This window comes from Sulfitobacter sp. TCYB15 (assembly GCF_040435955.1).
GTDB lineage: Bacteria > Pseudomonadota > Alphaproteobacteria > Rhodobacterales > Rhodobacteraceae > Sulfitobacter > Sulfitobacter pontiacus.
Genome location: NZ_CP159193.1, coordinates 2,785,782 through 2,811,375, shown reverse-complemented (window position 1 = coordinate 2,811,375; position 25,594 = coordinate 2,785,782). Strand labels below are relative to the sequence as shown.

The following is a 25,594-nucleotide window of genomic DNA, read 5'->3' as shown; positions in this document are numbered from 1 at the left end:
CCTACCCAAACCGTAGGGTGGGTGTTCAACCCACCGCCCAATTTGAAAACCAAGGAGGCCACCATGGCTAAGGCAAAGTTTGAACGTAATAAACCACACGTTAACATCGGTACCATTGGTCACGTTGACCACGGCAAAACCACGTTGACCGCGGCGATCACCAAGTACTTCGGCGACTTCCGCGCCTATGACCAGATTGACGGCGCGCCCGAAGAAAAAGCACGCGGCATCACCATCTCGACCGCACACGTTGAGTATGAGACCGAAGGCCGTCACTACGCCCACGTCGACTGCCCAGGCCACGCTGACTATGTGAAAAACATGATCACCGGTGCGGCGCAGATGGACGGCGCGATCCTGGTTGTGAACGCAGCTGATGGCCCCATGCCACAGACCCGCGAGCACATTCTGCTGGGCCGTCAGGTCGGCATCCCCGCCATGGTTGTCTACATGAACAAAGTAGACCAGGTGGACGATGAAGAGCTGCTGGAACTGGTTGAAATGGAAATCCGCGAACTGCTGTCTTCCTACGACTACCCAGGCGACGACATCCCTGTGATCCCCGGTTCCGCTCTGGCGGCGATGGAAGGCCGTGACGAGAACATCGGCGAGAACTCCATCCGCAAGCTGATGGAAGAAGTCGACAACTACATCCCGACACCAGAGCGCGCTGTTGACCAGCCGTTCCTGATGCCTGTGGAAGACGTCTTCTCGATCTCCGGTCGTGGTACAGTTGTGACCGGCCGTGTTGAGCGTGGCGTGATCAACGTTGGTGACGAAATCGAAATCGTTGGCATCCGCGACACCAAGAAAACCACATGTACCGGCGTTGAAATGTTCCGCAAACTGCTGGACCGTGGGGAAGCTGGCGACAACATCGGCGCCCTGCTGCGCGGTATCGACCGTGAAGGCGTTGAGCGTGGTCAGGTTCTGTGTAAGCCAGGTTCGGTTAAGCCGCACACCAAGTTCACAGCCGAAGCCTATATCCTCACCAAAGAAGAGGGTGGCCGTCACACGCCGTTCTTCGCGAACTACCGTCCACAGTTCTACTTCCGGACCACAGACGTTACAGGTACCGTTCAGCTGCCAGAAGGCACTGAAATGGTTATGCCTGGCGACAACCTGCAGTTCGACGTGGAGCTGATCGCCCCCATCGCGATGGAAGACGGTCTGCGCTTCGCGATCCGCGAAGGCGGTCGTACCGTTGGCGCGGGCGTGGTTTCCAAAATCACCGAGTAAGCCAACCCGCGGGTCACCCCGCGCACCGGCATTAACGCGAAGGCCGCTCCCAATCGGGGCGGCCTTTTTCGTGGCTTGGGGGCGGGCGGTGCTGGCTGTGACACTACCGCTTTGACCGATGATTGCTGTCGCACTGGGCGGATTTGAGCGAAACCTCGGATTCCCCCCTTGCCACATGGCGCGACTCGACCTATAGAGCGCAAGTCTCAGCGGGGTGCGTTTTTACGCGCCCCGTTTGATTTACGACAAAACGCAATGAAGGGCCGTGATGAGGCGTCTCTTCCTCTTCGTTTCTACTCCCAATGAGGGATGATGACATATGGCACAAAGCCAAAATATCCGCATCCGTTTGAAGGCGTTCGATTACCGCGTGCTGGATGCGTCCACACAGGAAATCGTTAACACCGCCAAGCGTACCGGTGCATCTGTTCGCGGCCCAATCCCGCTGCCGAACAAGATCGAAAAATTCACAGTTCTGCGTGGCCCACACGTTGACAAGAAATCCCGTGACCAGTTCGAAATCCGCACGCACAAGCGTCTGCTGGATATCGTTGATCCGACCCCCCAGACCGTGGACGCGCTGATGAAGCTCGACCTGGCCGCTGGTGTGGACGTCGAGATCAAGCTGCAGTCATAAGCGTAGGAGGGTAATAATATGTTGCGCTCAGGCGTTATTGCAAAAAAGATGGGCATGACCCGTTTGTTCATGGAAGACGGCAAGCAGATCCCTGTGACCGTTCTTCAGCTCGACAAACTGCAGGTTGTTGCTCAGCGTACCCCCGAGAAGGACGGCTACACAGCTGTTCAGCTTGGCGCAGGTACAGCCAAGGCCAAGCGGACGTCGCAGGCCATGCGTGGTCACTTTGCTGCGGCAAAGGTTGAACCCAAGCGTAAGGTTGCGGAGTTCCGTGTGGACCCCGAAGCCATGTTGAACGTTGGCGAAGAAATCATCGCCGATCACTACTTTGCTGGTCAGTATGTTGACGTTGCAGGCACCTCCATCGGTAAAGGGTTTGCCGGTGCGATGAAACGCCACAACTTTGGCGGTCTGCGTGCGACACACGGTGTTTCGATCTCTCACCGTTCGCATGGTTCGACAGGTCAGTGTCAGGATCCAGGCAAGGTTTTCAAAGGCAAGAAAATGGCCGGTCACATGGGTGCTGCCCGTGTTACCACGCAGAACCTCGAAGTTGTCAAAACCGACAGCGCACGCGGTCTGATCATGGTCAAAGGCGCCGTACCAGGCTCCAAAGGTGGTTGGGTGACTGTTAAGGACGCGGTGAAAAAGCCGTTCCCAGCAGACGCGATCCTGCCTGCCGCTTTGAAATCCGCCGCTGACGAAGCCGCGAAAGCCGCTGAAGAAGCCGCCGCAGCAGCCGCTGCAGAGGCCGAAGCAGAAGCAGCACGCTTGGCAGAAGAGCAAGCAGCGACCGAAGCTGCCGCACTTGCCGAAGCCGAAGCATCCATTGAGTCGGACAAGAAGGAAGGTGACGAATGAAACTTGATGTCATCAAACTCGACGGCGGCGCAGCCGGTTCGGTAGACTTGGACGAGGCCCTGTTCGGTCTTGAGCCACGCGCCGACATTCTGCACCGTGTTGTCCGCTGGCAGCGTAACAACGCGCAGCAGGGTACGCACAAGGTCAAGACACGGTCCGAGGTCAGCTATTCGACCAAGAAGATCTATCGTCAGAAAGGCACCGGCGGCGCACGCCACGGCGCACGTTCTGCACCGATCTTCCGTTCGGGTGGTATCTACAAGGGTCCAACCCCTCGTAGCCACGGCCACGACCTGACCAAGAAGTTCCGCAAACTGGGTCTGCGCCACGCTTTGTCTTCCAAGGCAAAAACCGGCAACCTGGTCATCATCGACGATGCCACATCCGATGGGAAAACAGCTGCTTTGGCCAAACAGGTTAAGAACCTGGGCTGGAAGCGCGCGTTGATCATCGACGGTGCCTCGGTAAATGAGAACTTCTTGCAAGCCGCGCGCAACATCGAAGGTCTGGATATCCTGCCGACGATGGGTGCAAACGTCTATGACATCCTCAAGCGTGACACTCTCGTGATCACCAAAGCGGGGATCGAAGCACTGGAGGCCCGTTTGAAATGAGCGCCAAGCACGAACATTACGATGTGATCCGCAAGCCGATCATCACTGAAAAAGCGACAATGGCTTCCGAGCACAATGCAGTCGTTTTCGAAGTTGCGATCGACAGCAACAAGCCAATGATCAAAGAAGCTGTTGAAGCTCTCTTTGGTGTCAAGGTGAAGGCCGTGAACACGACCATCACCAAAGGCAAGGCAAAGCGTTTCCGCGGCCAGATGGGTCGCCGGAAAGACGTGAAAAAGGCTTACGTTACGCTCGAAGAAGGTAACTCCATCGACGTATCCACCGGTCTGTAAGTCAGCCTGGACGTAAAAGTTAAAGGGCCCCTCGCTGCAAGGCGGGGGGCCTTTTCCGTTTTGAGGGCGGTAGTGCCTGCATGATACCCGCAGCGCATGTCGCGCGGGAACTTGCCGACCGACGGTGCGTTGACCTTGCACATCACGTCAAAGGAATGGCCCCGCTGAATGGTGGCCGGCTTTGCCCGAAGGGATAGCGCCACTATGTCGACCAACTCCGTCCAGTCCACCCGATCAGAGATCCTGTCTCATAATGACCCCGACGATTTCGCCTGGGCCGTGCCGATCATGCGGACGGGGTATGCAGGGCGCGGATTGGTTTACCTTGTCGTGGCCGGGCTGTCGCTCTGGTCCGTTGTATCTGGCGGTCAGGCCGAGGGCACTAAGTCGACGCTGCAGTCATTAGACGGAGCGACGGGGTTTGCAGTGATCTTCGCGATCGCCACGGGCATGTTCGCCTATGCGACCTGGCGCGCGGTTGATAGCTTTTGGGACCTTGAGGCATATGGCAGCGGTGCCAAGGGCATCGTTGCGCGGTTCGGGATGCTGGTCACAGGCCTGATCCACGGTGCCATCGGTGCGCTGGCTGTGACGGTGCTGGGGGTGGCGTCGTCTGGCTCTAGCAGCAAGGAGTTGCTGAACCAGTTCCTGCAGACCACAGCGGGCGTGTGGGTCGTGGGCGGGATCGGTCTGGCGACGATGGGCACGGGGTTCTACTATTTCTACAAAGCAGCGTCGCAGTCGTATCGCGAGCATCTGGAGGCCAACCACTTTACCCTGCATTGGAACCCGCTATTGCGTATCGGCGTGGCTGCGCAGGGCGTGGTGGTGCTGATCATCGGCGGTTTGATCGCCTATGCCGCGATAAGTGCCAATGCGTCGAGTGCAGGCGGCATCGATGCGGCGTTTGAGTGGTTGCACCAGCAGGCCTACGGGCGGGTGCTGGTTGGGCTTCTCTGTGCCGGATTGCTGATGTTTTCGCTGTTCTGCTTTGTGAATGCGGTCTACCGTATTGTACCGAAGGCTGCCGACCCGTCGGTTGAAAGCGTCGCGCGCAAGGTCAAGGCAATGGCGTCCTGACGGGCACCGCGTAGGTCTACGTCGGGTTTTCGAGACTATTCCCGAACGCTCCCTTGACCCTCGGCTGATCCTCCCCTAAACGACCCCATCGGCAGTGCCCCGGATTCGTCCGGGGCTGTGTCGTTTTGCGCATAGGTGAGTTCTAGCCATGCGCGAGGTTGGGCAAAGGGGTTCTTTGTCCGGCATTTCAAATTGGGGACCTTCGGGGCCCTACAACCATCTCGGCACCAGCACGACGGGGCCGGGGACAAGCAAAACGGAAGACAGAGAACATGGCACTCAAGTCGTACAAACCGACGACGCCAGGCCAGCGTGGGCTGGTACTGATCGACCGTTCGGAGCTTTGGAAAGGCCGCCCGGTCAAATCCCTTACACAGGGTTTGACCAAATCTGGCGGTCGGAACAACACCGGACGGATCACAATGCGTCGCACAGGCGGTGGGGCAAAGCGCCTTTACCGTATCGTCGATTTCAAGCGCAACAAGCTGGACATGTCCGCGGTTGTCGCACGTATCGAATATGACCCTAACCGGACCGCATTCATCGCACTGATCCAGTACGAAGACGGCGAACAGGCTTACATCCTGGCCCCACAGCGTATCGCTGTTGGCGACAAGGTGATTTCCTCGGCCAAGGCCGACATCAAGCCTGGGAACGCTATGCCATTTTCGGGCATGCCAATCGGTACAATCGTTCACAACATCGAAATGAAGCCAGGCAAAGGCGGCCAGATCGCACGCGCCGCCGGTACCTACGCACAGTTCGTAGGCCGTGATGGTGGATACGCTCAGATCCGTTTGTCCTCGGGCGAACTGCGTCTGGTGCGTCAGGAATGCATGGCCACCGTTGGTGCCGTGTCCAACCCTGACAACTCCAACCAGAACTACGGTAAAGCGGGCCGCATGCGTCACAAGGGTATCCGCCCTTCGGTACGTGGTGTTGTTATGAACCCGATCGACCACCCTCACGGTGGTGGTGAAGGCCGTACATCGGGTGGTCGTCACCCTGTTACGCCTTGGGGCAAGCCCACAAAGGGTGCAAAAACCCGCAACAAGAACAAAGCGTCCAGCAAGCTTATCCTACGCTCGCGCCACGCCAAGAAGAAGGGGCGTTAATAGATGTCTCGTTCAGTATGGAAAGGTCCTTTTGTTGACTCTTATGTCCTCAAGAAGGCCGAAGCCTCCCGCGAAAGCGGTCGCAGCGAAGTGATCAAAATCTGGTCGCGCCGTTCCACGATCCTGCCACAGTTTGTTGGCCTGACGTTCGGCGTGTACAACGGTCACAAGCATATCCCAGTAAACGTCAGCGAAGAAATGATCGGTCAGAAGTTTGGTGAGTATTCGCCAACTCGCACCTATTATGGTCACGCAGCTGACAAAAAAGCGAAGCGGAAATAAGCCATGAGCAAGGATAAAAATCCCCGCCGCGTGGCTGACAACGAAGCCCGTGCAAAACTGCGCATGCTTCGCACAAGCCCGCAGAAACTGAACCTCGTCGCCGCGATGATCCGTGGCAAGAAGGTAGACAAGGCCCTGACGGACCTGACCTTCTCGAAAAAGCGGATCGCACAGGACGTGAAGAAATGCCTTCAGTCCGCCATCGCGAACGGTGAAAACAACCACAACCTTGACGTGGATGAACTGGTCGTTGCCGAAGCATATGTCGGCAAGAACCTGATCATGAAGCGTGGTCGTCCACGTGCGCGTGGCCGTTTCGGCAAGATCATCAAGCCGTTTTCGGAAATCACGATTGTCGTGCGTCAAGTTGAGGAGCAAGCCTGATGGGTAACAAAGTAAATCCGATCGGTATGCGTCTTCAGGTCAACCGCACCTGGGACAGCCGCTGGTACGCCGATACGAAGGACTATGGTGATCTTCTGCTCGAAGACCTCGCCATCCGTGACTTCATCAAGAAAGAATGTGCACAGGCCGGTATCGCCCGTGTGATCATCGAACGCCCACACAAGAAGTGCCGCGTCACGATCCACACAGCGCGCCCCGGTGTGATCATCGGCAAGAAAGGTGCAGACATCGAAGGTCTGCGTCAGAAAATCGCCAAGATCACCAAATCTGACCTGCACCTCAACATCGTTGAAGTGCGCAAGCCAGAGCTGGACGCAGCCCTTGTTGGTGAATCCATCGCACAGCAGCTGGAACGCCGGGTCTCTTTCCGTCGCGCCATGAAGCGTGCGGTACAGAACGCCATGCGTATGGGTGCCCTGGGTATCCGTGTGAACGTTGCTGGTCGTCTGGGTGGTGCAGAAATCGCGCGTACCGAATGGTACCGTGAAGGCCGCGTGCCGCTCCACACTCTGCGTGCCGACATCGATTACGCGCATGTTGAAGCGTCGACCGCTTACGGCATCATCGGGATCAAAACCTGGATCTTCAAAGGCGAGATCATGGAACATGACCCGGCTGCGCGTGACCGCAAGGCACAAGAAATGCAAGACGGCCCAGCACCACGCGGTGCCGGCGGTCGTCGCTAAGGGGGAATGAAAGATGCTACAACCAAAGCGTACTAAATTCCGCAAGCAGCACAAAGGCCGTATCAAAGGTGTGGCAAAGGGCGGGTCTGACCTGAACTTTGGTACCTACGGTCTGAAGGCTCTCGAGCCCGAGCGTGTAACTGCACGTCAGATCGAAGCTGCTCGTCGTGCTATGACGCGTCACATGAAGCGTCAAGGCCGTGTCTGGATCCGTATTTTCCCAGATGTACCTGTCACCGCAAAGCCCATCGAAGTTCGTATGGGTAAAGGTAAAGGTTCCGTGGATCGTTGGGTCTGCAAGGTCAAGCCAGGCCGTGTTATGTTCGAAATCGACGGTGTCGCCGAGGACGTTGCACAAGAAGCTCTGCGTCTTGCCGCGATGAAGCTGCCTATCAAAACCCGCGTCGTTGTACGCGAAGATTGGTAAGACCTTCGCTTCGACATCTGTCGGAGAATGAATAGAAAAGCCCCCGCTGAGATATCAGCGGGGGCTTTTTTTGTCGCTCCCTGTGAGGGTTAGGTAAACAGCTTGGCGCGGCGGCGTGCCAGTTTTTGCCAGACCATCGAGATGACAACGGTCATGCCCACGTGCCCCACGAAGGATGACTGCGTGTAGGTGCCAAAACCCATCATGAAGCTACGCCCCATCAGCGGTGCCAAAATGCCTTGGGCGACAAACCACAAGATGACGCCGGCCAGGGCACCCGCGCCAATATAGCCGAACTGTGTCATCCGCTTGGTCAGATAGACCACCGCTGCAAATCCTAACGCGCCAATCAGGAAGTGGACGGCAAAGGCCGCGCCGTAAGTCAGGTCCAGGCCTAAAAGCCTTTTGCTTAGCCCGATGACCAGGTTCGCGGGTTCTAGCTTGACGCCGAACAGGACGGGAGAGGCGAGCCATGCGTAGGCCTCGAATGTGAGTTCGCCGACCAGACCGGCAAGGGCAAGGGCGGGCAGGGGGCTTTGGTTTGGGGTATCCACGTGGGGCTTCCTTATGTGCGCATCGTTTACGGTAACGGGGTCGAGATGGCACCGGGACACATGCAATCCTAGTCACAAGCTGCTGAACCCGCGGTGACGTGATCCAGCCCGCGATTTTTGAAACATTAATGCACGATGAATAAGCGGCGGCAGGGTCTAGCCAGCGCAAGGCGTGGCGCATAGGCTCGGGCTAACCTGCCTATAGGAGCTGACATGAAACATGTGCCCAAGCCCACCACCGACGAAGACCTGATCAAAGCGTTTCTTGAGAAGGGGGGTACGATCAAAAAGGGCAAGACCAAGCCGATGCCGGATGATCTGGGGCTTAGCAATAATCAGTGGGGCAATAAGCTGACCAAAGAGGAAAAGGCCGCGATCAAAGAGCAAGAGGCGGCGCGCAAGGCAACGCCGCCCAAACGTGGTTAACCCCAGGCGTAGTTGAACGAGACCGAGATGCGATCGTCTTCGGACATGTTCATCGGCACTTCGTGTCGCAGCCAGCTTTCCCAAAGCAGCACGTCACCGACGACGGGTTGTGCATAGACGAACTGGCGCAGTTCCCGCGGGGCGTCTTTCTTGCGACCGGGGGCAGCCATCATCATCGGCAGCCGCGGATCTTCGAGCTTCAGCGCGCTCGTGCCTTCGGGCATCGCCACATAGGTCGTGCCGGAGATCACCGAATGGGGATGGATATGTGCCGTATGGATGCCGCCTTCGGGTAGGATGTTAATCCAGAGGTCTTCAAGCTTGAGCTTGCGCCCGTCCAGATCAAACGCCAGTTCCTTTGCAAAAGCTTTGACGTGTTTATCCAGCGCTTTCTTCACCGTCTTGAAGATCGGGAACCGCCACGGCAGATCGGTGAGCGATGCATAGCTGGTGTAGCCCGGGAAATCATGTTCCTCGCACCATTCCTGCCCGGCCTCGTCATCCTCGGCGATGGACAGGCACGCGGCCTCCAGCTCGGCCGGATCAACGGGTTGACCGTGCTCGGACAGGGCGGCGCGGTAAAGACGGGTGACGAAAAGGGATTCGATCTGTGACATAGGGCCATTCTATATCAGCCCGTTCTGGGTGGCGATACGGTTTTATAGAAAGCTTGCTTGCCAAACAGGGGTAGGGCCTGTAGAGGAACCTTTCACATGAACTCCACCAGAATCATGGTCACCCATAAGGGGCCTACTGGTGATGTCGAAAGGAAGAGGCGATGAACGCCAAAGAACTGCACGACAAGACGCCGGATCAACTCCGCGATGAGCTTGTTAACCTGAAAAAAGAATCCTTCAACCTGCGTTTTCAGCAAGCCACAGGCCAGCTGGAAAACTCCGCACGTTTGAAGACCGTTAAGCGTGACGTCGCACGTGTCAAAACCGTTCTGAACCAGAAAGCCGCTGCCGCGGCATCTGCTGAATAATAGGAGCCTGAGAGTATGCCCAAACGTATCCTGACAGGCACCGTGACAAGCGATGCCAACGCACAGACAGTAACCGTTTCCGTAGAGCGTCGCTTTACGCACCCGGTTCTGAAGAAAACCATCCGTAAGTCCAAAAAATACCGGGCGCACGATGAGAACAACACATTCAAAGTGGGCGACGCTGTTCGCATCATCGAATGTGCACCAAAGTCGAAAACCAAACGTTGGGAAGTGCTGCAAGCCGCTGAGGCTTAAGGTGCTGCTCGCTCGGGCCTGAGGTCCTTGTTTCCCTTGACTCTGAGGGCGGCAAGGCCCAAAGGCACGAGCGAGATGCCCATTTCGGGCGGACCAATATAATCGAAACCCTGGGGTTAGGGCACGCATCGCCCCCCAGAAGGTCGGGAGAAACCAAATGATCCAGATGCAGACCAACCTGGATGTTGCTGACAACAGCGGCGCGCGCCGTGTTCAGTGCATCAAGGTATTGGGTGGTTCCAAGCGTAAATACGCATCCGTCGGCGACATCATTGTCGTGTCGGTCAAGGAAGCCATCCCTCGCGGTCGTGTGAAAAAAGGTGACGTGCGTAAAGCCGTCGTCGTTCGCACTGCCAAGGAAGTTCGTCGTGAAGATGGCACAGCCATCCGTTTCGATCGTAACGCCGCCGTCATCCTGAACAACTCGAATGAGCCTGTAGGTACACGTATCTTCGGGCCAGTTGTTCGTGAGCTGCGCGCCAAAAACTTCATGAAGATTATCTCGCTTGCGCCGGAGGTGCTGTAATGGCTGCTAAACTTCGCAAAGGTGACAAAGTCATCGTGCTTGCTGGCAAGGACAAGGGCAAGACGGGTTCCATCTCGTCCGTTGACCCAAAGGCCAACAAAGCAATCGTAGATGGTATCAACATGGCAATCCGCGCCACGCGTCAGTCCCAGACGTCGCAAGGCGGCCGTATTCCCAAAGCGATGCCCATCGATCTGAGCAACCTGGCGCTGGTTGATGCCAACGGCAAAGCAACCCGCGTTGGCTTTAAAATCGAAGGCGACAAGAAAGTGCGCTTTGCAAAAACCACGGGGGACGTGATCGATGCTTGATAACGCAACATACACACCCCGCCTGAAGGGCGAATACGCGGACAAAATCCGCGCTGCTCTGAAGGAAGAGTTCGGTTACAAGAACGAAATGCAGATCCCGCGTCTGGATAAAATCGTTCTGAACATCGGCTGTGGTGCAGAAGCTGTTCGTGACAGCAAGAAAGCCAAATCCGCACAGGAAGACCTGACAACAATCGCCGGCCAAAAAGCGCTGACAACTGTTGCCAAGAAATCCATCGCTGGTTTCCGCGTACGTGAAGACATGCCTTTGGGTGCGAAAGTGACCCTGCGTGGCGAGCGTATGTACGAATTCCTGGATCGTCTGATCACGATCGCAATGCCTCGTATCCGCGACTTCCGCGGCATCAACGGCAACAGCTTTGACGGCCGTGGCAACTACGCCATGGGCTTGAAAGAGCACATCGTGTTCCCTGAAATCGACTTTGATAAAGTTGATGAAACTTGGGGAATGGACATCGTGATCGCCACCACGGCGAAAACCGACGCTGAAGCGAAGGCACTGTTGAAAGCGTTCAACATGCCCTTCACATCGTAAGCGCGGGGAGGATTTAGATATGGCTAAGAAATCCATGATCGAGCGCGAAAAGAAGCGCGAAGCACTGGTCAAGAAGTACGCTGCCAAGCGCGCTGCCTTGAAAGAGATCGTAAGCGACGAATCCAAGCCGATGGAAGAGCGTTTCCGCGCCTCCCTGAAGCTGGCAAAACTGCCTCGCAACTCCAGCGCTGTGCGTCTGCACAACCGCTGCCAGCTGACAGGCCGTCCACACGCTTACTACCGTAAACTGAAAATTTCGCGGATCGCGCTGCGGGACCTTGGCTCTTCGGGCCAAATCCCCGGCATGGTCAAGTCGAGCTGGTAAGGAGCGCATCAGATGAACGATCCTATCGCAGATATGCTGACACGCATCCGTAACTCTTCGCTGCGCGGCAAATCCACCGTCATGACACCAGCTTCCAAGCTGCGTGCATGGGTTCTGGACGTGCTTGCAGACGAAGGCTACATCCGTGGCTACGAAGCAAAAACGGGCGCCGATGGCCACCCCGCGATTGAAATCAGCCTCAAGTACTACGAGGGCGAACCTGTTATTCGTGAGCTGAAGCGGGTTTCCAAGCCCGGTCGCCGCGTCTACATGGGCGTCAATGACATTCCCGTTGTCCGTCAGGGCCTTGGTGTGTCGATTGTCTCCACCCCCAAGGGTGTGATGTCGGATCAGAATGCACGCAGCCAGAATGTTGGCGGCGAAGTGCTCTGCACCGTATTCTAAGGAGAGCAAAATGTCTCGTATTGGTAAAAAACCGGTCGACCTGCCAAGCGGTGTTACAGCATCCGTGAGCGGCCAGACCATCGAAGTCAAAGGCCCCAAGGGAACACGTTCCTTCAAGGCAACTGACGACGTTACATTGGCTGTCGAAGACAACGTGGTCACCATCACACCACGCGGCAAATCCAAGCGCGCACGCCAGCAGTGGGGCATGAGCCGCACAATGGTAAGCAACCTGGTTGCCGGCGTCACCGAAGGCTTCAAAAAAGAGCTTGAGATCCAGGGTGTTGGTTATCGTGCTGCCATGAACGGCAACACGCTGAAACTGAACCTGGGCCTGTCCCACGATGTTGACTATGTGGCACCCGAAGGTGTGACAGTCACAGCCCCGAAACAGACCGAGATTGTGGTAGAAGGCATTGACGAACAGCTTGTTGGTCAGGTCGCTGCGAACATCCGCGCATGGCGCAAGCCCGAGCCCTACAAGGGCAAAGGCATCCGCTATAAGGGTGAGTTCGTCTTCCGCAAAGAAGGCAAGAAGAAGTAAGGATCGCACAGATGGCAAACAGCAAAAGACAACTGTTTCTGAAACGCCGCCTGCGCGTTCGGAACAAACTTCGCCGGGTCAACGCAGGGCGTCTTCGCCTCTCCGTTCACCGCTCGAACAAAAACATCAGCGCCCAGCTGATCGACGACGTAAACGGGGTCACATTGGCTTCCGCGTCCTCAATGGAAAAAGACTTGGGCGTTGTTGGCAAGAACAACATCGAAGCAGCGACCAAGGTTGGTTCGGCAATCGCCGAGCGTGCCAAGAAGGCCGGTGTAAGCGAAGCATATTTTGACCGTGGCGGTTTCCTGTTCCACGGCAAGATCAAAGCTTTGGCCGATGCAGCCCGTGAAGGCGGTCTGAAAATCTAAGCGAACGTAGGCGGCGCGGGTCTCGCGCCGCCTCGATGATCCGGGGGCTTTGCCCACTTGGATTGACTCTATGACGCGCGCAAGCGCAGCACCAAAAGGATGATGCCGCATGGCAAGAGATGACAACCGGGGTGGCAACCGCCGCAACCAACGCGACGAGACACCCGAATTCGCCGACCGCCTAGTGGCGATCAACCGCGTTTCCAAAACCGTTAAGGGTGGTAAGCGCTTTGGCTTCGCTGCACTTGTCGTTGTTGGCGACCAAAAGGGCCGCGTAGGCTTCGGCAAAGGTAAAGCGAAAGAGGTTCCAGAAGCCATTCGCAAAGCCACCGAGCAAGCTAAGCGCCAAATGATCCGCGTTCAGCTGCGCGAAGGCCGCACTTTGCACCACGACATGGAAGGCCGTCACGGCGCCGGTCGCGTTGTAATGCGCACAGCACCAGAAGGTACCGGGATCATTGCCGGTGGTCCAATGCGTGCCGTATTCGAAATGCTGGGTGTTAAGGACGTTGTATCGAAGTCCATCGGGACCCAGAACCCTTACAACATGATCCGCGCCACCATGGACGGCCTGAAAAAAGAATCTTCGCCACGTGCTGTTGCTCAGCGTCGCGGCAAGAAAGTTGCAGACATTCTGCCCAAGCGTGAGGACAATGTTGAATCGTCCGCACAAGTCGCTGAGGAGGCATAAGCATGGCTAAGACGATCGTAATCAAGCAGGTTGGCTCGCCAATCCGCCGCCCCGCCGACCAGCGCGCTACGTTGATTGGTCTGGGTCTGAACAAAATGCACCGTGTGCGTGAACTGGAAGACACACCTTCCGTTCGCGGCATGATCCGCAAGATTTCTCACATGGTTGAGATCATCGAAGAAAAAGGCTGAACGCTTTCCTAGAAAGCTAGAGACTTTATAATGGTCTTGCTGCTCGGTATCGACGCCCCGTGGGAAACTACGGGGCGTTTTCATTTGTCTCGGGCACCTGGGAGTTGGGGCAGGGCTTGAAACCTTCAAGCCTCCCGTCTATACGCCCCCAGTGGCCACCAATCCGCCACAAGAATCATGCAACGCCGCGTTTGGCCGCTCCCGTCGCTGGGGGCCACATCCGGCAAAAGGAGAAGCGACATGAAACTTCATGAACTGTCTGACAACGAAGGCGCCACCAAGAAACGCAAGCGCGTCGGCCGTGGTCCTGGTTCCGGCACCGGTAAAATGGGTGGCCGTGGTATCAAAGGTCAGAAATCCCGTTCGGGTGTATCGATCAACGGTTACGAAGGCGGTCAAATGCCCTTGTACCAACGTCTTCCAAAGCGCGGCTTCACCAAGCCAAACCGGAAGTCCTATGCCGTTGTGAACCTGGGCCTGATCCAGAAATTCATCGACGCCAAAAAGATCGACGCCTCCGCTGCGATCACCGAGGACGCCCTGATTTCCTCCGGTCTGGTTCGTCGCAAGTTGGACGGTATCCGCGTTTTGGCCAAAGGCGATTTCAACGCCAAGGTTGAACTGCAAGTATCCGGTGCATCCAAATCCGCGGTTGAAGCCGTAGAAAAAGCGGGCGGCAAACTGACCGTCACAGCACCTGCCGCGGCAAACGCAGACGCGTAACCCGACCTTTTGCCTTGTGAGCGGGACGCGTCCCGCTTACATAGTCAATCGAGTTTTCCCAAATGCCGCCCGCCGGAAAACGGCTTGGGCGGCGTTTTTGCAAAGAAAGAGCCCTATATCATGGTATCAGCCGTCGAAAGCATGGCCGCCAACACCAGTTGGTCCGCGTTGGGCAAGGCGACAGACCTGCGCAACCGGATTCTATTCACTCTGGGGTTGTTGATCGTTTATCGCCTTGGCACGTTCATTCCGGTTCCCGGGATCGACGGCACCGCCCTGCGCCAGTTTATGGAAAGCGCGGGTCAAGGCATCGGCGGCATGGTTTCCATGTTCACCGGCGGCGCACTTGGCCGTATGGGGATCTTTGCCTTGGGTATCATGCCCTACATCTCTGCATCGATCATCGTTCAGCTGATGACCTCGATGGTGCCCGCGCTAGAGCAGCTCAAGAAAGAGGGCGAGCAGGGGCGCAAGAAGATCAACCAATACACCCGCTTCGGTACGGTGGCTCTGGCGACGCTGCAGGCCTATGGCCTGGCTGTCTCCCTTGAGGCTGGCGATATCGCCGCTGATCCGGGCATGTATTTCCGCATCGCTTGTATGATCACGCTGGTCGGTGGCACGATGTTCCTGATGTGGCTGGGTGAGCAGATCACCGCACGCGGCATCGGTAACGGTATCTCGCTGATCATCTTTGTTGGCATCATCGCCGAGGTTCCTGCCGCGATTGCGCAGTTCTTCTCTTCGGGTCGTTCTGGTGCGATCAGCCCCGCGATTATCGTTGGCGTGCTGGTTATGGTTATCGCGACGATCATGTTCGTCGTCTTTATGGAACGCGCCTTGCGCAAGATCCACATCCAGTACCCGCGCCGTCAGGTTGGGCAAAAGATGTACGATGGCGGTTCTTCGCACCTGCCGGTCAAGGTAAACCCCGCCGGTGTTATCCCTGCGATCTTTGCCAGCTCTTTGCTGCTGCTGCCGGTCACGATCAGCACGTTCTCGGGCAATTCTACCGGTCCGGTGATGTCGGTTCTGCTGGCCAACTTCGGCCCCGGCCAGCCGCTGTACCTGCTGTTCTTTGTCGCGATGATCGTCTTCTTTGCATATTTCTACACGTTCAACGTCAGCTTCAAACCTGACGAGGTTGCGGACAACCTGAAGAACCAGAACGGTTTCGTCCCCGGCATCCGCCCCGGTAAGAAAACCGCCGAGTATCTGGAATATGTTGTGAACCGCATTCTGGTGCTCGGGTCGCTTTACCTAGCGGCTGTTTGTATTCTGCCCGAAATCCTGCGTGGCCAGTTTGCGATCCCGTTCTACTTTGGCGGTACATCGGTGCTGATTGTTGTGTCCGTGACCATGGACACGATCCAGCAGGTACAAAGCCATCTGCTTGCACATCAGTATGAAGGTCTGCTTGAACGTTCCCAGTTGCGCGGTAAGTCTGGCAAACCACGGAAAAAACGGAGCCCGGTACGTCGATGAACATTATTCTCTTAGGACCACCCGGAGCGGGTAAAGGTACACAAGCGCGTCATCTGGTTGAGACACGCAATATGGTACAGCTTTCCACTGGTGACATGCTGCGTGAAGCCAAAGACAGCGGGACAGAGATGGGCAACATGGTTGCCGATGTCATGGCGCGCGGTGATCTGGTGACCGACGAGATCGTGATCGGCCTGATCCGCGAAAAGCTGGAAGACACCACTGACCACGGCGGTTTCATCTTTGACGGTTTCCCACGCACGCTGGCGCAGGCCACTGCGCTCGGTGAGCTGCTGGAGGCGACAGGCAAGCCATTGGATCACGTGATCCAGTTGGGCGTGGATGATGAGGCGCTGGTTACGCGTATCTCCGGTCGGTCCACCTGCGGCAACTGTGGCGAAGTCTATCACGACGTGACAAAGCCGCAGCCAGCAGACGGCAAGTGCGAGAAATGCGGCGCGTCGGACTTCAAGCGCCGCGCAGACGATAACGAGGAAAGCCTCCGCAATCGTTTGATGGAATACTACAAGAAGACCTCGCCGCTGTTGGGCTATTACTACGCCCACAACATGCTCACGCGCGTTGACGGTTTGGCAGACATCAAAGAGGTGCAGGACAGCATCGCCAAGGTTCTGGACGCTTAATCCAACCTTACGACCGACAGGCAACGGCGCGCTTTTCTAGGCGCGCCGTTTTGCGATTATATGGGGCAGGGCGGGGTGCTTTCGGATTGAAAGGGATATCCATACGGCGGACCGCCGCTATGGGTTGACGCGCCGGTCAATTCCTCATAACCAGCCGTATCTCGTAAGAGAATCGAATTGCAACGGGCACCGATCACGCCCTGCGCATGAACACCTGATCAGCTGGAGCCCGACGGCACATTCGCCTCGGGCTTCACGTTGTGAAAAAAGGGTCTGGCATGACGGACCCGCAACGAAAAGGAAGCACACACGTGGCACGTATTGCCGGCGTAAACATCCCGACTGCAAAGCGGGTTCCAATCGCCCTCACATATATCACCGGTATCGGTAACTCTTCCGCAGCTGCAATCTGCGAAGCTGTTGGCATCGATTCCACACGTCGTATCAACGAACTTTCGGATGCTGAAATCCTGAAAATCCGTGAGTATATCGACGAAAACTACACCGTCGAAGGTGACCTGCGTCGCGACACGCAGATGAACATCAAGCGTCTGATGGACCTTGGTTGCTACCGTGGCCTGCGCCACCGTCGTAACCTGCCGGTTCGTGGTCAGCGTACCCACACCAACGCTCGTACGCGCAAAGGCCCTGCAAAGGCCATTGCCGGTAAGAAGAAGTAAGGGAGGGTCTGATCAATGGCACGCGAAAAGACAAAGACGAAGCGTAAGGTTTCCAAGAACATCGCCGCAGGTGTGGCGCATGTTAACTCCAGCTTCAACAACACAAAGATCCTGATCTCTGACGTTCAGGGTAACGCAATTTCCTGGTCCTCCGCAGGCACCATGGGCTTTAAAGGGTCGCGTAAATCGACACCTTACGCGGCTCAGATGGCTGCTGAAGATGCAGGTAAAAAAGCCCAGGACCACGGCGTGAAAACGCTGGAAGTCGAAGTGCAAGGCCCCGGCTCCGGCCGTGAAAGCGCCCTGCGCGCGCTGGCAGCTGCCGGGTTCAACATCACATCGATCCGTGACGTGACCCCAATGGCGCACAACGGCTGCCGCCCTCCGAAACGCCGCCGCGTCTAAGAGTATAAGTTACAAAAGGGGCCGCGCCTTTGCGCACGGCCTCTTACTGCTTTGTTGAAACCTCGGGAGTTCTTCGCCATTTGGACATGGGGCGCAGAACAGGAATGGAGGGACGTATGATCCACAAAAATTGGGCTGAATTGATCAAGCCACAGCAGTTGGACGTCAAGCCGGGCAATGACCCTGCACGTCAGGCTACTGTCATCGCCGAGCCGCTGGAGCGTGGCTTTGGTTTGACAATGGGCAACGCGCTGCGCCGCGTTCTGATGTCGTCGCTGCAAGGTGCCGCCATCACATCTGTACAAATCGATAATGTTTTGCACGAATTTTCGAGCGTTGCGGGTGTTCGCGAAGATGTCACCGACATCGTTCTGAACCTCAAAGGCGTTTCCCTGCGCATGGAAGTCGAAGGGCCCAAGCGCCTGTCGATTTCTGCCAAGGGACCGGGTGTTGTCACAGCTGGTGATATCTCCGAAAGCGCTGGTATCGAAATTCTGAACCGCGATCACGTGATCTGCCACCTGGATGACAACGCTGACGTTTACATGGAACTGACGGTCAACACCGGCAAGGGCTATGTGGCGGCAGACAAGAACAAGCCAGAAGATGCGCCTATCGGTCTTATCCCGATCGACGCGATCTATTCGCCGGTCAAGAAAGTGTCCTATGACGTGCAGCCGACCCGCGAAGGTCAGGTGCTGGATTATGATAAGCTGACGATGAAAGTCGAAACAGACGGCTCCATCTCTCCTGACGATGCCGTGGCTTTTGCTGCGCGTATTCTGCAGGATCAGCTGGGTATCTTCGTCAACTTCGACGAGCCTGAATCCGCATCGCGTCAGGACGACGACGACGGTCTGGAATTCAACCCGCTGCTGCTGAAGAAAGTGGACGAGCTGGAACTGTCCGTCCGTTCGGCAAACTGCCTGAAGAACGACAACATCGTCTACATCGGCGATCTGATTCAGAAGACCGAAGCCGAAATGCTGCGCACGCCGAACTTTGGCCGCAAATCCTTGAACGAGATCAAGGAAGTGCTGTCGGGCATGGGCCTGCACCTTGGTATGGACGTCGAGGACTGGCCACCAGACAACATCGAAGACCTCGCGAAAAAGTTCGAGGATTCGTTCTAAGAGATTTGTCGGGTTGGGCTTCCCCGCCCGACAATACGACCGGGCATCGGCCCCAAGGAGAGTTGGCGCTACGCACGCCAACCAGACAAAGCAAAACCGCCCGTAGAGGGCATTAAATTGGAGACTAGAAAATGCGTCACGCACGTGGTTACCGCCGCCTGAACCGTACACATGAGCACCGCAAGGCGTTGTTCTCGAACATGGCAGGCTCGCTCATCGAACATGAGCAAATCAAAACAACATTGCCAAAAGCCAAAGAATTGAAGCCAATCATCGAAAAGATGATCACATTGGCAAAGCGCGGCGACCTGCACGCGCGTCGTCAGGCTGCAAGCAAGCTGAAGCAAGACCAGTATGTCGCGAAGCTGTTCGACATCCTGGGCCCACGTTACAAAGACCGTCAGGGTGGCTATGTCCGCGTTCTGAAAGCGGGCTTCCGTTATGGCGACATGGCACCTATGGCCATTATCGAATTCGTAGATCGCGACCGCGACGCGAAGGGTGCAAACGACAAGGCGCGCGTCGCGGCCTATGAGGTTGCCGAAGACTAAAGCGACCTGCTTTTGTTAAGAATTCTGAAAGCCCCTGCCAACGCAGGGGCTTTTTGCTTTTATGCCTTCGGCGAGGATTTAAATCCATTTGGAACTCGGGTGTTGCGCAAGGGCCTATGGCTGCGCATATCTGGGGGCATGAAAATACTTCTGATCCTGCTGACCGTTCTGTCTTTCCCTGCCGCTGCGCAAACGGTGCCAAGCTCTGCCGCGCAGATCCAGTTGAGCTTTGCGCCGCTGGTCCGCGAGGCCGCGCCCGCCGTGGTGAACATCTACGCCCGCACCATCGTCGAACAAAGCCGCACGCCGCTGCAGGCTGATCCCTTCTTTGAACGTTTCTTTCGACGGCCAGACGCCGGCCGCCCACGGGTTCAGAACTCGCTCGGGTCCGGCGTGATCCTGTCGGAGGACGGGATCGTCGTGTCGAATTATCATGTGGTCGGGATGTCGACGGACATTCGGATCGTCCTGTCGGACCGTCGCGAGTTTTCCGCCCGTGTGCTGCTGAGCGATGCAGAGAGCGATCTGGCTATCCTGAAAATCGATGACGTCGACGGGCTTACCCCTTTGTCGTTGCGCGATAGCGATACCGTCGAGGTCGGCGAGTTGACGCTGGCCATCGGCAACCCCTTTGGGGTCGGGCAAACGGTGAGCAGCGGGATCGTGTCAGGGCTTGCGCGGTCTGGCGGGATGAACGGTGGCGGGCAGGGATACTTCATCCAGACGGATGCACCGATCAACCCGGGCAACTCTGGCGGTGCGTTGATCGACGTAGAGGGGCGGTTGATCGGGATCAACACCTCGATCTTAACACGCTCGGGCGGGTCAAACGGGATCGGCTTTGCGATACCTGCCAATTTGATCGCGGCGTTCATGGCGCAGGCGCGCGACGGGGCCGTTGAATTTACCCGACCTTGGGCGGGGATGAGCGGGCAGCCGGTGGACGCGGATATGGCGGGCCCGCTGGGGCTGGACCGGCCTGGTGGCATCATCGTGTCTGGGATGCACCCTGCCAGCCCGTTTCTGAAGGCCGGTGTTGCAGTCGGCGATGTGATCACGGCGGTCGATGGGCAAGAGGTACATACACCCGCCGAGATGATCTACCGCATGAGCGTAGCCGGGATGCGGGCGCAAGCGCGGATCACGCGGCTGCGCGATGGCAAGGTGGAAGAGGTTGAGGTCGCCCTGATCGCCGCACCGGAAGAGCCATCGCGTGCCGCGCTCACGCTGGATGAAAGCAGCTTGCTACCAGGGTTGGCGTTGGCGCGGATCAATCCTGCTGTGATGGCTGAATTGAACCTCCCGCTTGAGGTAGCGGGTGTGGCGGTGATGGATACCGGGCCCTATGGTGCGCGCGTGGGGTTGCGGCAGGGGGATGTGATCTTGGCCGTGAACGGGGCCGAGGTGCAAACACCGTCGGACGTCAGCGACCAGATGGCGGGCAGCCGTCAGGTGTCGATGGTGGTGCAGCGTGGCGTGCAGCGTCTGTCGCTGCAATTCCGGGTCTAGCGCGATGGCGGACCTATTTGGATCGGACGCGCCGGCTGTGGAAAGCGGGCACCGCCCGTTGGCGGACCGGCTGCGCCCGCGGAGCTTGGGCGAGGTCATCGGTCAGTCACAGGTGCTGGGGCCGGACGCGCCGCTGACGGTCATGCTGCAGTCTGGGTCGTTGGGGTCGCTGATTTTCTGGGGCCCGCCCGGCGTTGGCAAAACGACGATCGCGCGACTGCTGGCAGATGAGACGGACCTGCATTTCGTGCAGATCAGCGCGATTTTCAGCGGTGTGCCTGAGCTCCGCAAGGTCTTTGATGCGGCGAAAATCCGGCGACAGAACGGGCAGGGGACACTGCTGTTCGTGGACGAGATCCACCGCTTTAACAAGGCGCAGCAGGACGGCTTCCTGCCTCATATGGAGGATGGAACGATCCTGCTGGTCGGGGCCACGACCGAGAATCCATCGTTCGAGCTGAACGCCGCTGTGCTGAGCCGGTCGCAGGTTCTGGTGTTGGAGCGCTTGCCGCTGTCTGATCTGGAACGGCTGGCCCAAAGGGCCGAAAAGGAACTGGGTCGTGGCCTGCCACTGGACGGGCCTGCACGTGAAAACCTGCTTGAGATGGCTGATGGCGACGGGCGTGCGTTGCTCAACCTGATAGAGCAAGTCGCCGCTTGGAAGGTCGAGGGCAAGCTGGACGGCAAGGCCCTGTCGGCGCGGTTGATGCGGCGCGCGGCGCAATACGATAAAGGGGGGGACGCGCATTATAACCTCATCTCAGCGCTGCATAAATCCGTGCGCGGCTCTGACCCTGACGCGGCGCTGTACTGGTTGGCGCGGATGCTGGAGGGAGGCGAAGACCCGCGGTATCTGATGCGCCGGATCACGCGCATGGCGGTCGAGGATATCGGGCTTGCCGATCCGCAAGCTCAGTCTGTTTGCCTGCAATCGTGGGAGACCTACGAGCGGCTCGGTTCGCCCGAAGGGGAACTGGCGATTGCGCAGGCGTTGACCTATCTCGCGCTGGCCCCGAAGTCGAACGCGGCCTACGTGGCCTATAAGGCTGCGCGGCGTGCGGCCAAGCAAACCGGGTCCTCTTTGCCGCCCAAGCACATCATGAACGCGCCCACCAAGATGATGAAAGAACAGGGCTACGGCGCGGGGTATGCCTATGACCATGATGCCGAAGACGGGTTTTCCGGCCAGAACTACTTTCCCGACGGGATGGAGCGACCGCAATTCTATCAACCTGTCGAACGAGGCTTTGAACGTGACCTGAAAAAACGGGTCGATTATTTCGAAAAGCTGCGGGCAACGCGGAAAACTTGACATTCGGGGCGTGAACCGTGAGAGACCGCAGATGATTTCAACCCTGTCCCTTGTCGCTATGGGCGGCGCGATCGGTGCCTCCTTGCGGTATCTGTTTGGTGTCGCCGTGACGCGGCTGGCCGGGCTGTCGGATTTTCCGATCGCGGTGTTGACGGTCAACATCATCGGGTCGTTCTTGATGGGCCTCTTTGTGGTGTGTGCCGCACAAAAAGGGCTGACGCAGATCAGCCCGTTTGTGATGACCGGCGTGCTTGGCGGCTTTACAACGTTCTCGTCCTTCTCGCTCGAGACGGTCACGTTGATGGAGCGCGGCCAGATCGGGGCGGCAGGGATATATGTGGCACTGTCCGTCGGGCTATCGGTGCTAGGATTAATGCTGGGCCTTTTCGTGGCCAGAGGGGTATTTGCATGAGCCGGGTTCAACATCTGGTCGTAGAAGAAGGCGACGGGGATCAACGGTTGGACCGTTGGTTCAAACGGACCTTTCCGCTGATTGGCCAAGGGCTGATCGAAAAGATGTGCCGTAAAGGTGACATCCGTGTTGATGGGGGGCGGGTCAAAGCCTCTACTCGGCTTGAGGTTGGGCAGACCGTACGTATCCCGCCGCTGCCTGATGAAAAGGCCCCGCCGCCGCCTAAGCGCACGCGGATATCAGAGGCGGATACCAAGTTTATCCGATCCTGTGTGATCTATCGCGACGATCACATCATCGCGCTAAACAAACCGCCGGGGCTGCCGGTGCAGGGCGGGTCTGGTCAATCGGACCGCCATGTCGACGCGCTTGCCGATGCTTTGATGTTCGAGCTTGATGAAAAGCCGCGCCTTGTGCACCGGTTGGACAAAGACACCTCTGGCGTGCTGATCATGGCGCGGACACGGTCAATTGCCGCCGCGCTGACAGCGTCGTTCCGGCATCGCGAAACCCGCAAGATCTACTGGGCTGCGGTCGCGGGCGTCCCGCATCCGCGCAACGGGACGATCAAATTCGGGCTGGTCAAAGCCTTCGGTCACGGGGCCCGTGGTGAGGGCGAAAAGATGTACTGCGTCCACCCGAAAGACATGGAAACAACCGAAGGCGCCAAGCGCGCGACCACCGATTATGCGACCCTCGCACAAGCCGGTAAGCGGACCTGCTGGATGGCGCTGATCCCTGTGACGGGCCGGACGCACCAGCTGCGCGCACATATGGCTGAAATCGGGCATCCCATTGTCGGAGATGGAAAATATGGCGGTTCAGGTCAGGAGAACATGGGCGACGGATGGGGTGCGCAACTGGGGGGTGATATCTCTAAGAAGCTGCACTTGCATGCACGATCCCTGACGCTGGAGCATCCTGTCACCAAGGCGCGGCTGAACCTCACGGCCCCGCTGCCGGACCACATGGCGCGCACCTGGGACACGTTTCAGTGGGCACCCTCCGACGTGCCTGCTGACCCGTTCGAGGAGGATTGGGGGTGAGCGATTGGAAAGCGAAACGTTTCTGGAAAGATGCGGCCGTTGTCGAGGCGGAGGGTGGCTATACTGTCGAGCTTGACGGGCGCGGGATCAAGACGCCGGCCAAACGTGCACTGGTGGTGCCAACCCGCGCTATGGCGCAGAAAATCGCCGCTGAGTGGCAGGCACAGGACGGGGTGATCAACCCCGACACCATGCCCGCTACCAAAACCGCCAATGCAGCGACCGACAAGGTTGCGCTGCAACATGCCGAGGTTGCGGATATGTTGGCGGCCTACGGCGACTGTGATCTGCTGTGCTATCGCGCGGATAGCCCGGCTGAGCTGGTCGCGCGGCAGGCCGAACAATGGGACCCCATGCTGGAGTGGGCCCGCGAAGCCTTGGGCGTGAGCTTGCAGACCCGAGTGGGGATCATGCACGAACCCCAGTCACCTGCGGATGTCGCACGCCTGTCGGCGCGCACCCATGCGTTAAGCAACTTTCAACTCGCTGCCTTCCACGACCTTGTGAGCCTGTCTGGCTCGTTGATCTTGGGCTTTGCGGCGGCGCTTGACGCAAAGGAAGCGGAATCGATTTGGGAAATCTCGCGTCTGGACGAGATTTGGCAGGCCGAGCAGTGGGGCAATGATGACGAAGCAGACGCCTTGGCCGCAGTGAAAAAGACTAGTTTCTTACACGCTAAGTTGATGTTTGACCTGAGCGTGCCCGAATAGGTTTCACGGTGACCCCAATACATAGGATTGAGGGCATTTTTTAAGCACACTGACTTGACGTTCCGGCGTAAATTCGCCCAAACTCCCTTCCACTGACGGGGATAACCCCGCCAAAACATCTCCGGTCCGAAAAGGTGCCGGGTGAACCGCCCTAAAACGTGGCGGAAAATCAGGAAGAGGTTAAAATGAACAAATCCGTATTTTTTGGTGCGCTAACAGTAGCCGGCCTTGCGGCTGGCGCAGCTGCTGCGTCCACGCTTGACGATGTCAAAGCGCGCGGCAAGCTGAACTGCGGCGTTACCACCGGTCTGGCTGGCTTTGCGGCCCCTAACGCCAATGGTGAATGGGAAGGCTTTGACGTGGCGGTATGCCGCGCCGTTGCCGCTGCTGTACTGGGCGACCCCGCAGCTGTCGAATTCATCCCCACAACCGGCAAAACACGCTTCACCGCGCTGGCTTCGGGCGAGATCGATTTCCTTGCACGTAACACCACATGGACCTTCAGCCGCGATGTCGACCTCAAGTTCGACTTCATCGGCGTGAACTACTATGACGGTCAGGGCTTCATGGTTCCGAAAGAGCTTGGCGTTTCCTCTGCCAAGGATCTGGATGGCGCGACTGTCTGCATCCAAACCGGTACCACGACCGAGCTGAACCTCGCGGACTTCTTCCGCAACAACAACATCAGCTACGAGCCCGTGCCCGTTGAAACAAACGCCGAAGGCCAACAGCAGTATCTGGCCGGTGCGTGCGACACCTATACTACCGACGCATCCGGTCTGGCCGCGACACGCGCGACCTTTGAAAACCCAGGTGAGCACATCATCCTGCCCGAAATCATCTCCAAAGAGCCTCTGGGCCCGCTTGTTCGCCATGGCGACAACGACTGGGGCGACGTAACCCGCTGGGTTCTCTACGCTCTGATCGCAGCTGAAGAGCTGGGTGTCACATCGGCAAACGTCGAAGAGATGACAACAAACACCACAAACCCAGAAGTTGCCCGTCTGCTTGGCACCGAAGGTACTTTGGGTGAAATGCTGGGTCTGGAAGCTGACTGGGCGAAAAAAGCCATCGCGTCGCAAGGTAACTACGGCGAAATCTTTGCCAAGAACATCGGCGAAGAAACACCAATCGGTCTGGCCCGTGGCCTGAACGCTCAGTGGACAGACGGCGGCCTGATGTACGCGCCTCCTTTCCGCTAAACA

38 protein-coding genes are annotated in these 25,594 nt (G+C 57.6%); 36 read left to right on the top strand and 2 right to left on the bottom strand.

The annotated features are described in order from the left end of the window. The first annotated feature begins 63 nt into the window (after positions 1-63). The 11 genes from tuf to rplP all read left to right on the top strand — a co-directional run bounded on the left by tuf (position 64) and on the right by rplP (position 7,639). A complete protein-coding gene (tuf, locus tag ABM428_RS13615; protein ID WP_005849852.1) occupies positions 64-1,239 on the top strand; it encodes an elongation factor Tu in 1,176 nt (391 codons plus the stop codon). Positions 1,240-1,558: 319 nt separating this feature from the next. Further along, positions 1,559-1,876: a 30S ribosomal protein S10 gene (rpsJ, locus tag ABM428_RS13610; RefSeq protein ID WP_005849850.1), complete on the top strand. Its 318-nt coding sequence runs from the start codon at positions 1,559-1,561 to the stop codon at positions 1,874-1,876. A gap of 18 nt (positions 1,877-1,894) precedes the next feature. Next, on the top strand, positions 1,895-2,737 hold the full coding sequence (gene rplC / locus ABM428_RS13605) for a 50S ribosomal protein L3 (RefSeq protein WP_005849843.1): 843 nt from the start codon (positions 1,895-1,897) through the stop codon (positions 2,735-2,737). Further along, the gene (rplD, locus tag ABM428_RS13600; protein ID WP_009825301.1) at positions 2,734-3,351 is read left to right on the top strand and encodes a 50S ribosomal protein L4; all 618 of its coding nucleotides are present in this window, start codon (positions 2,734-2,736) and stop codon (positions 3,349-3,351) included. Before rplC ends, rplD begins: the two co-directional genes overlap by 4 nt. After that, entirely contained in the window at positions 3,348-3,644 is a 297-nt protein-coding gene (locus ABM428_RS13595; protein WP_005849839.1) for a 50S ribosomal protein L23, read from the top strand. The genes rplD and ABM428_RS13595 overlap by 4 nt, the downstream gene beginning before the upstream one ends. Positions 3,645-3,848: 204 nt before the next feature. Further along, on the top strand, positions 3,849-4,724 hold the full coding sequence (locus tag ABM428_RS13590) for a DUF1206 domain-containing protein (protein ID WP_132997809.1): 876 nt from the start codon (positions 3,849-3,851) through the stop codon (positions 4,722-4,724). Positions 4,725-4,996: 272 nt separating this feature from the next. Next, positions 4,997-5,839 carry a 50S ribosomal protein L2 gene (gene rplB, locus ABM428_RS13585; protein ID WP_005849835.1) on the top strand — a complete coding sequence of 281 codons (843 nt, stop codon included), beginning with the start codon at positions 4,997-4,999 and terminating at the stop codon, positions 5,837-5,839. A gap of 3 nt (positions 5,840-5,842) precedes the next feature. Beyond that, the gene (gene rpsS, locus ABM428_RS13580; RefSeq protein WP_005849833.1) at positions 5,843-6,121 is read left to right on the top strand and encodes a 30S ribosomal protein S19; all 279 of its coding nucleotides are present in this window, start codon (positions 5,843-5,845) and stop codon (positions 6,119-6,121) included. 3 nt (positions 6,122-6,124) lie between these two features. Beyond that, a complete protein-coding gene (gene rplV / locus ABM428_RS13575; protein WP_005849831.1) occupies positions 6,125-6,505 on the top strand; it encodes a 50S ribosomal protein L22 in 381 nt (126 codons plus the stop codon). After that, positions 6,505-7,212 (top strand): 30S ribosomal protein S3, encoded by a 708-nt coding sequence (gene rpsC / locus ABM428_RS13570; RefSeq protein WP_005849830.1) that lies wholly within the window; start codon positions 6,505-6,507, stop codon positions 7,210-7,212. The genes rplV and rpsC overlap by 1 nt, the downstream gene beginning before the upstream one ends. 13 nt (positions 7,213-7,225) lie before the next feature. Continuing rightward, positions 7,226-7,639, top strand: coding sequence for a 50S ribosomal protein L16 (gene rplP / locus ABM428_RS13565; protein WP_005849828.1), 414 nt, complete (start codon positions 7,226-7,228; stop codon positions 7,637-7,639). Between the two features lie 89 nt (positions 7,640-7,728). Here the strand turns inward: rplP and ABM428_RS13560 are convergent, their stop codons facing one another. Next, on the bottom strand, positions 7,729-8,193 hold the full coding sequence (locus tag ABM428_RS13560) for a hypothetical protein (protein ID WP_132997808.1): 465 nt from the start codon (positions 8,191-8,193) through the stop codon (positions 7,729-7,731). A 213-nt stretch (positions 8,194-8,406) separates the two neighbouring features. Between ABM428_RS13560 and ABM428_RS13555 the strand changes: the two genes are divergently transcribed. Next, entirely contained in the window at positions 8,407-8,619 is a 213-nt protein-coding gene (locus tag ABM428_RS13555) for a hypothetical protein (RefSeq protein WP_005849822.1), read from the top strand. On the opposite strand, the gene ABM428_RS13550 is transcribed toward ABM428_RS13555, so the two are convergent. Further along, complete coding sequence (locus ABM428_RS13550) at positions 8,616-9,236, bottom strand: TIGR02466 family protein (RefSeq protein ID WP_064215813.1); 621 nt, start codon at positions 9,234-9,236, stop codon at positions 8,616-8,618. The two genes, ABM428_RS13555 and ABM428_RS13550, sit on opposite strands and share 4 nt — an antisense overlap. 161 nt (positions 9,237-9,397) lie before the next feature. Between ABM428_RS13550 and rpmC the strand changes: the two genes are divergently transcribed. The 24 genes from rpmC (at position 9,398) to ABM428_RS13430 (ending at position 25,591) form a co-directional block, all read left to right on the top strand. Then, entirely contained in the window at positions 9,398-9,604 is a 207-nt protein-coding gene (rpmC, locus tag ABM428_RS13545) for a 50S ribosomal protein L29 (protein WP_005849818.1), read from the top strand. A 15-nt stretch (positions 9,605-9,619) separates the two neighbouring features. Beyond that, positions 9,620-9,859: a 30S ribosomal protein S17 gene (gene rpsQ / locus ABM428_RS13540; protein ID WP_005849816.1), complete on the top strand. Its 240-nt coding sequence runs from the start codon at positions 9,620-9,622 to the stop codon at positions 9,857-9,859. A gap of 157 nt (positions 9,860-10,016) precedes the next feature. Further along, positions 10,017-10,385 carry a 50S ribosomal protein L14 gene (gene rplN / locus ABM428_RS13535; protein ID WP_005849814.1) on the top strand — a complete coding sequence of 123 codons (369 nt, stop codon included), beginning with the start codon at positions 10,017-10,019 and terminating at the stop codon, positions 10,383-10,385. Beyond that, the gene (gene rplX / locus ABM428_RS13530; protein WP_005849812.1) at positions 10,385-10,696 is read left to right on the top strand and encodes a 50S ribosomal protein L24; all 312 of its coding nucleotides are present in this window, start codon (positions 10,385-10,387) and stop codon (positions 10,694-10,696) included. Before rplN ends, rplX begins: the two co-directional genes overlap by 1 nt. Beyond that, positions 10,689-11,252: a 50S ribosomal protein L5 gene (rplE, locus tag ABM428_RS13525; RefSeq protein ID WP_005849810.1), complete on the top strand. Its 564-nt coding sequence runs from the start codon at positions 10,689-10,691 to the stop codon at positions 11,250-11,252. The genes rplX and rplE overlap by 8 nt, the downstream gene beginning before the upstream one ends. Positions 11,253-11,271: 19 nt before the next feature. After that, positions 11,272-11,577, top strand: coding sequence for a 30S ribosomal protein S14 (gene rpsN, locus ABM428_RS13520; protein ID WP_005849808.1), 306 nt, complete (start codon positions 11,272-11,274; stop codon positions 11,575-11,577). A gap of 12 nt (positions 11,578-11,589) precedes the next feature. Beyond that, positions 11,590-11,982 (top strand): 30S ribosomal protein S8, encoded by a 393-nt coding sequence (gene rpsH, locus ABM428_RS13515; RefSeq protein ID WP_005849806.1) that lies wholly within the window; start codon positions 11,590-11,592, stop codon positions 11,980-11,982. Between the two features lie 10 nt (positions 11,983-11,992). Continuing rightward, positions 11,993-12,526: a 50S ribosomal protein L6 gene (gene rplF, locus ABM428_RS13510; protein ID WP_005849804.1), complete on the top strand. Its 534-nt coding sequence runs from the start codon at positions 11,993-11,995 to the stop codon at positions 12,524-12,526. Positions 12,527-12,537: 11 nt separating this feature from the next. Next, positions 12,538-12,897 (top strand): 50S ribosomal protein L18, encoded by a 360-nt coding sequence (gene rplR, locus ABM428_RS13505; RefSeq protein WP_005849801.1) that lies wholly within the window; start codon positions 12,538-12,540, stop codon positions 12,895-12,897. A 109-nt stretch (positions 12,898-13,006) separates the two neighbouring features. Next, entirely contained in the window at positions 13,007-13,588 is a 582-nt protein-coding gene (rpsE, locus tag ABM428_RS13500; protein ID WP_005849799.1) for a 30S ribosomal protein S5, read from the top strand. 2 nt (positions 13,589-13,590) lie between these two features. Beyond that, positions 13,591-13,779, top strand: coding sequence for a 50S ribosomal protein L30 (rpmD, locus tag ABM428_RS13495; RefSeq protein ID WP_005849797.1), 189 nt, complete (start codon positions 13,591-13,593; stop codon positions 13,777-13,779). A 240-nt stretch (positions 13,780-14,019) separates the two neighbouring features. Beyond that, positions 14,020-14,502, top strand: coding sequence for a 50S ribosomal protein L15 (gene rplO / locus ABM428_RS13490; protein ID WP_005849796.1), 483 nt, complete (start codon positions 14,020-14,022; stop codon positions 14,500-14,502). Positions 14,503-14,622: 120 nt separating this feature from the next. After that, on the top strand, positions 14,623-15,987 hold the full coding sequence (gene secY, locus ABM428_RS13485; RefSeq protein ID WP_037945112.1) for a preprotein translocase subunit SecY: 1,365 nt from the start codon (positions 14,623-14,625) through the stop codon (positions 15,985-15,987). Next, positions 15,984-16,631 (top strand): adenylate kinase, encoded by a 648-nt coding sequence (locus ABM428_RS13480; protein ID WP_037944866.1) that lies wholly within the window; start codon positions 15,984-15,986, stop codon positions 16,629-16,631. Before secY ends, ABM428_RS13480 begins: the two co-directional genes overlap by 4 nt. 311 nt (positions 16,632-16,942) lie before the next feature. Further along, positions 16,943-17,311 (top strand): 30S ribosomal protein S13, encoded by a 369-nt coding sequence (gene rpsM / locus ABM428_RS13475; protein ID WP_005849790.1) that lies wholly within the window; start codon positions 16,943-16,945, stop codon positions 17,309-17,311. 15 nt (positions 17,312-17,326) lie between these two features. Then, entirely contained in the window at positions 17,327-17,716 is a 390-nt protein-coding gene (gene rpsK, locus ABM428_RS13470; RefSeq protein ID WP_005849789.1) for a 30S ribosomal protein S11, read from the top strand. 116 nt (positions 17,717-17,832) lie between these two features. After that, positions 17,833-18,849 carry a DNA-directed RNA polymerase subunit alpha gene (locus ABM428_RS13465; protein WP_005849787.1) on the top strand — a complete coding sequence of 339 codons (1,017 nt, stop codon included), beginning with the start codon at positions 17,833-17,835 and terminating at the stop codon, positions 18,847-18,849. A gap of 131 nt (positions 18,850-18,980) precedes the next feature. Continuing rightward, a complete protein-coding gene (gene rplQ, locus ABM428_RS13460) occupies positions 18,981-19,400 on the top strand; it encodes a 50S ribosomal protein L17 (RefSeq protein ID WP_005849785.1) in 420 nt (139 codons plus the stop codon). A 138-nt stretch (positions 19,401-19,538) separates the two neighbouring features. Further along, positions 19,539-20,909, top strand: a complete 1,371-nt coding sequence (locus tag ABM428_RS13455) for a trypsin-like peptidase domain-containing protein (RefSeq protein ID WP_132997807.1) — start codon at positions 19,539-19,541, stop codon at positions 20,907-20,909. Positions 20,910-20,913: 4 nt separating this feature from the next. Beyond that, positions 20,914-22,221: a replication-associated recombination protein A gene (locus ABM428_RS13450; protein WP_132997806.1), complete on the top strand. Its 1,308-nt coding sequence runs from the start codon at positions 20,914-20,916 to the stop codon at positions 22,219-22,221. A gap of 31 nt (positions 22,222-22,252) precedes the next feature. After that, a complete protein-coding gene (crcB, locus tag ABM428_RS13445; RefSeq protein ID WP_168593289.1) occupies positions 22,253-22,633 on the top strand; it encodes a fluoride efflux transporter CrcB in 381 nt (126 codons plus the stop codon). Next, complete coding sequence (locus tag ABM428_RS13440) at positions 22,630-23,679, top strand: RluA family pseudouridine synthase (RefSeq protein ID WP_005849777.1); 1,050 nt, start codon at positions 22,630-22,632, stop codon at positions 23,677-23,679. The genes crcB and ABM428_RS13440 overlap by 4 nt, the downstream gene beginning before the upstream one ends. After that, positions 23,676-24,389, top strand: a complete 714-nt coding sequence (locus tag ABM428_RS13435; protein ID WP_353628011.1) for an ATP12 family protein — start codon at positions 23,676-23,678, stop codon at positions 24,387-24,389. Before ABM428_RS13440 ends, ABM428_RS13435 begins: the two co-directional genes overlap by 4 nt. Positions 24,390-24,574: 185 nt before the next feature. Continuing rightward, complete coding sequence (locus ABM428_RS13430) at positions 24,575-25,591, top strand: amino acid ABC transporter substrate-binding protein (protein ID WP_037944858.1); 1,017 nt, start codon at positions 24,575-24,577, stop codon at positions 25,589-25,591. The last annotated feature ends 3 nt before the right edge of the window (positions 25,592-25,594 follow it).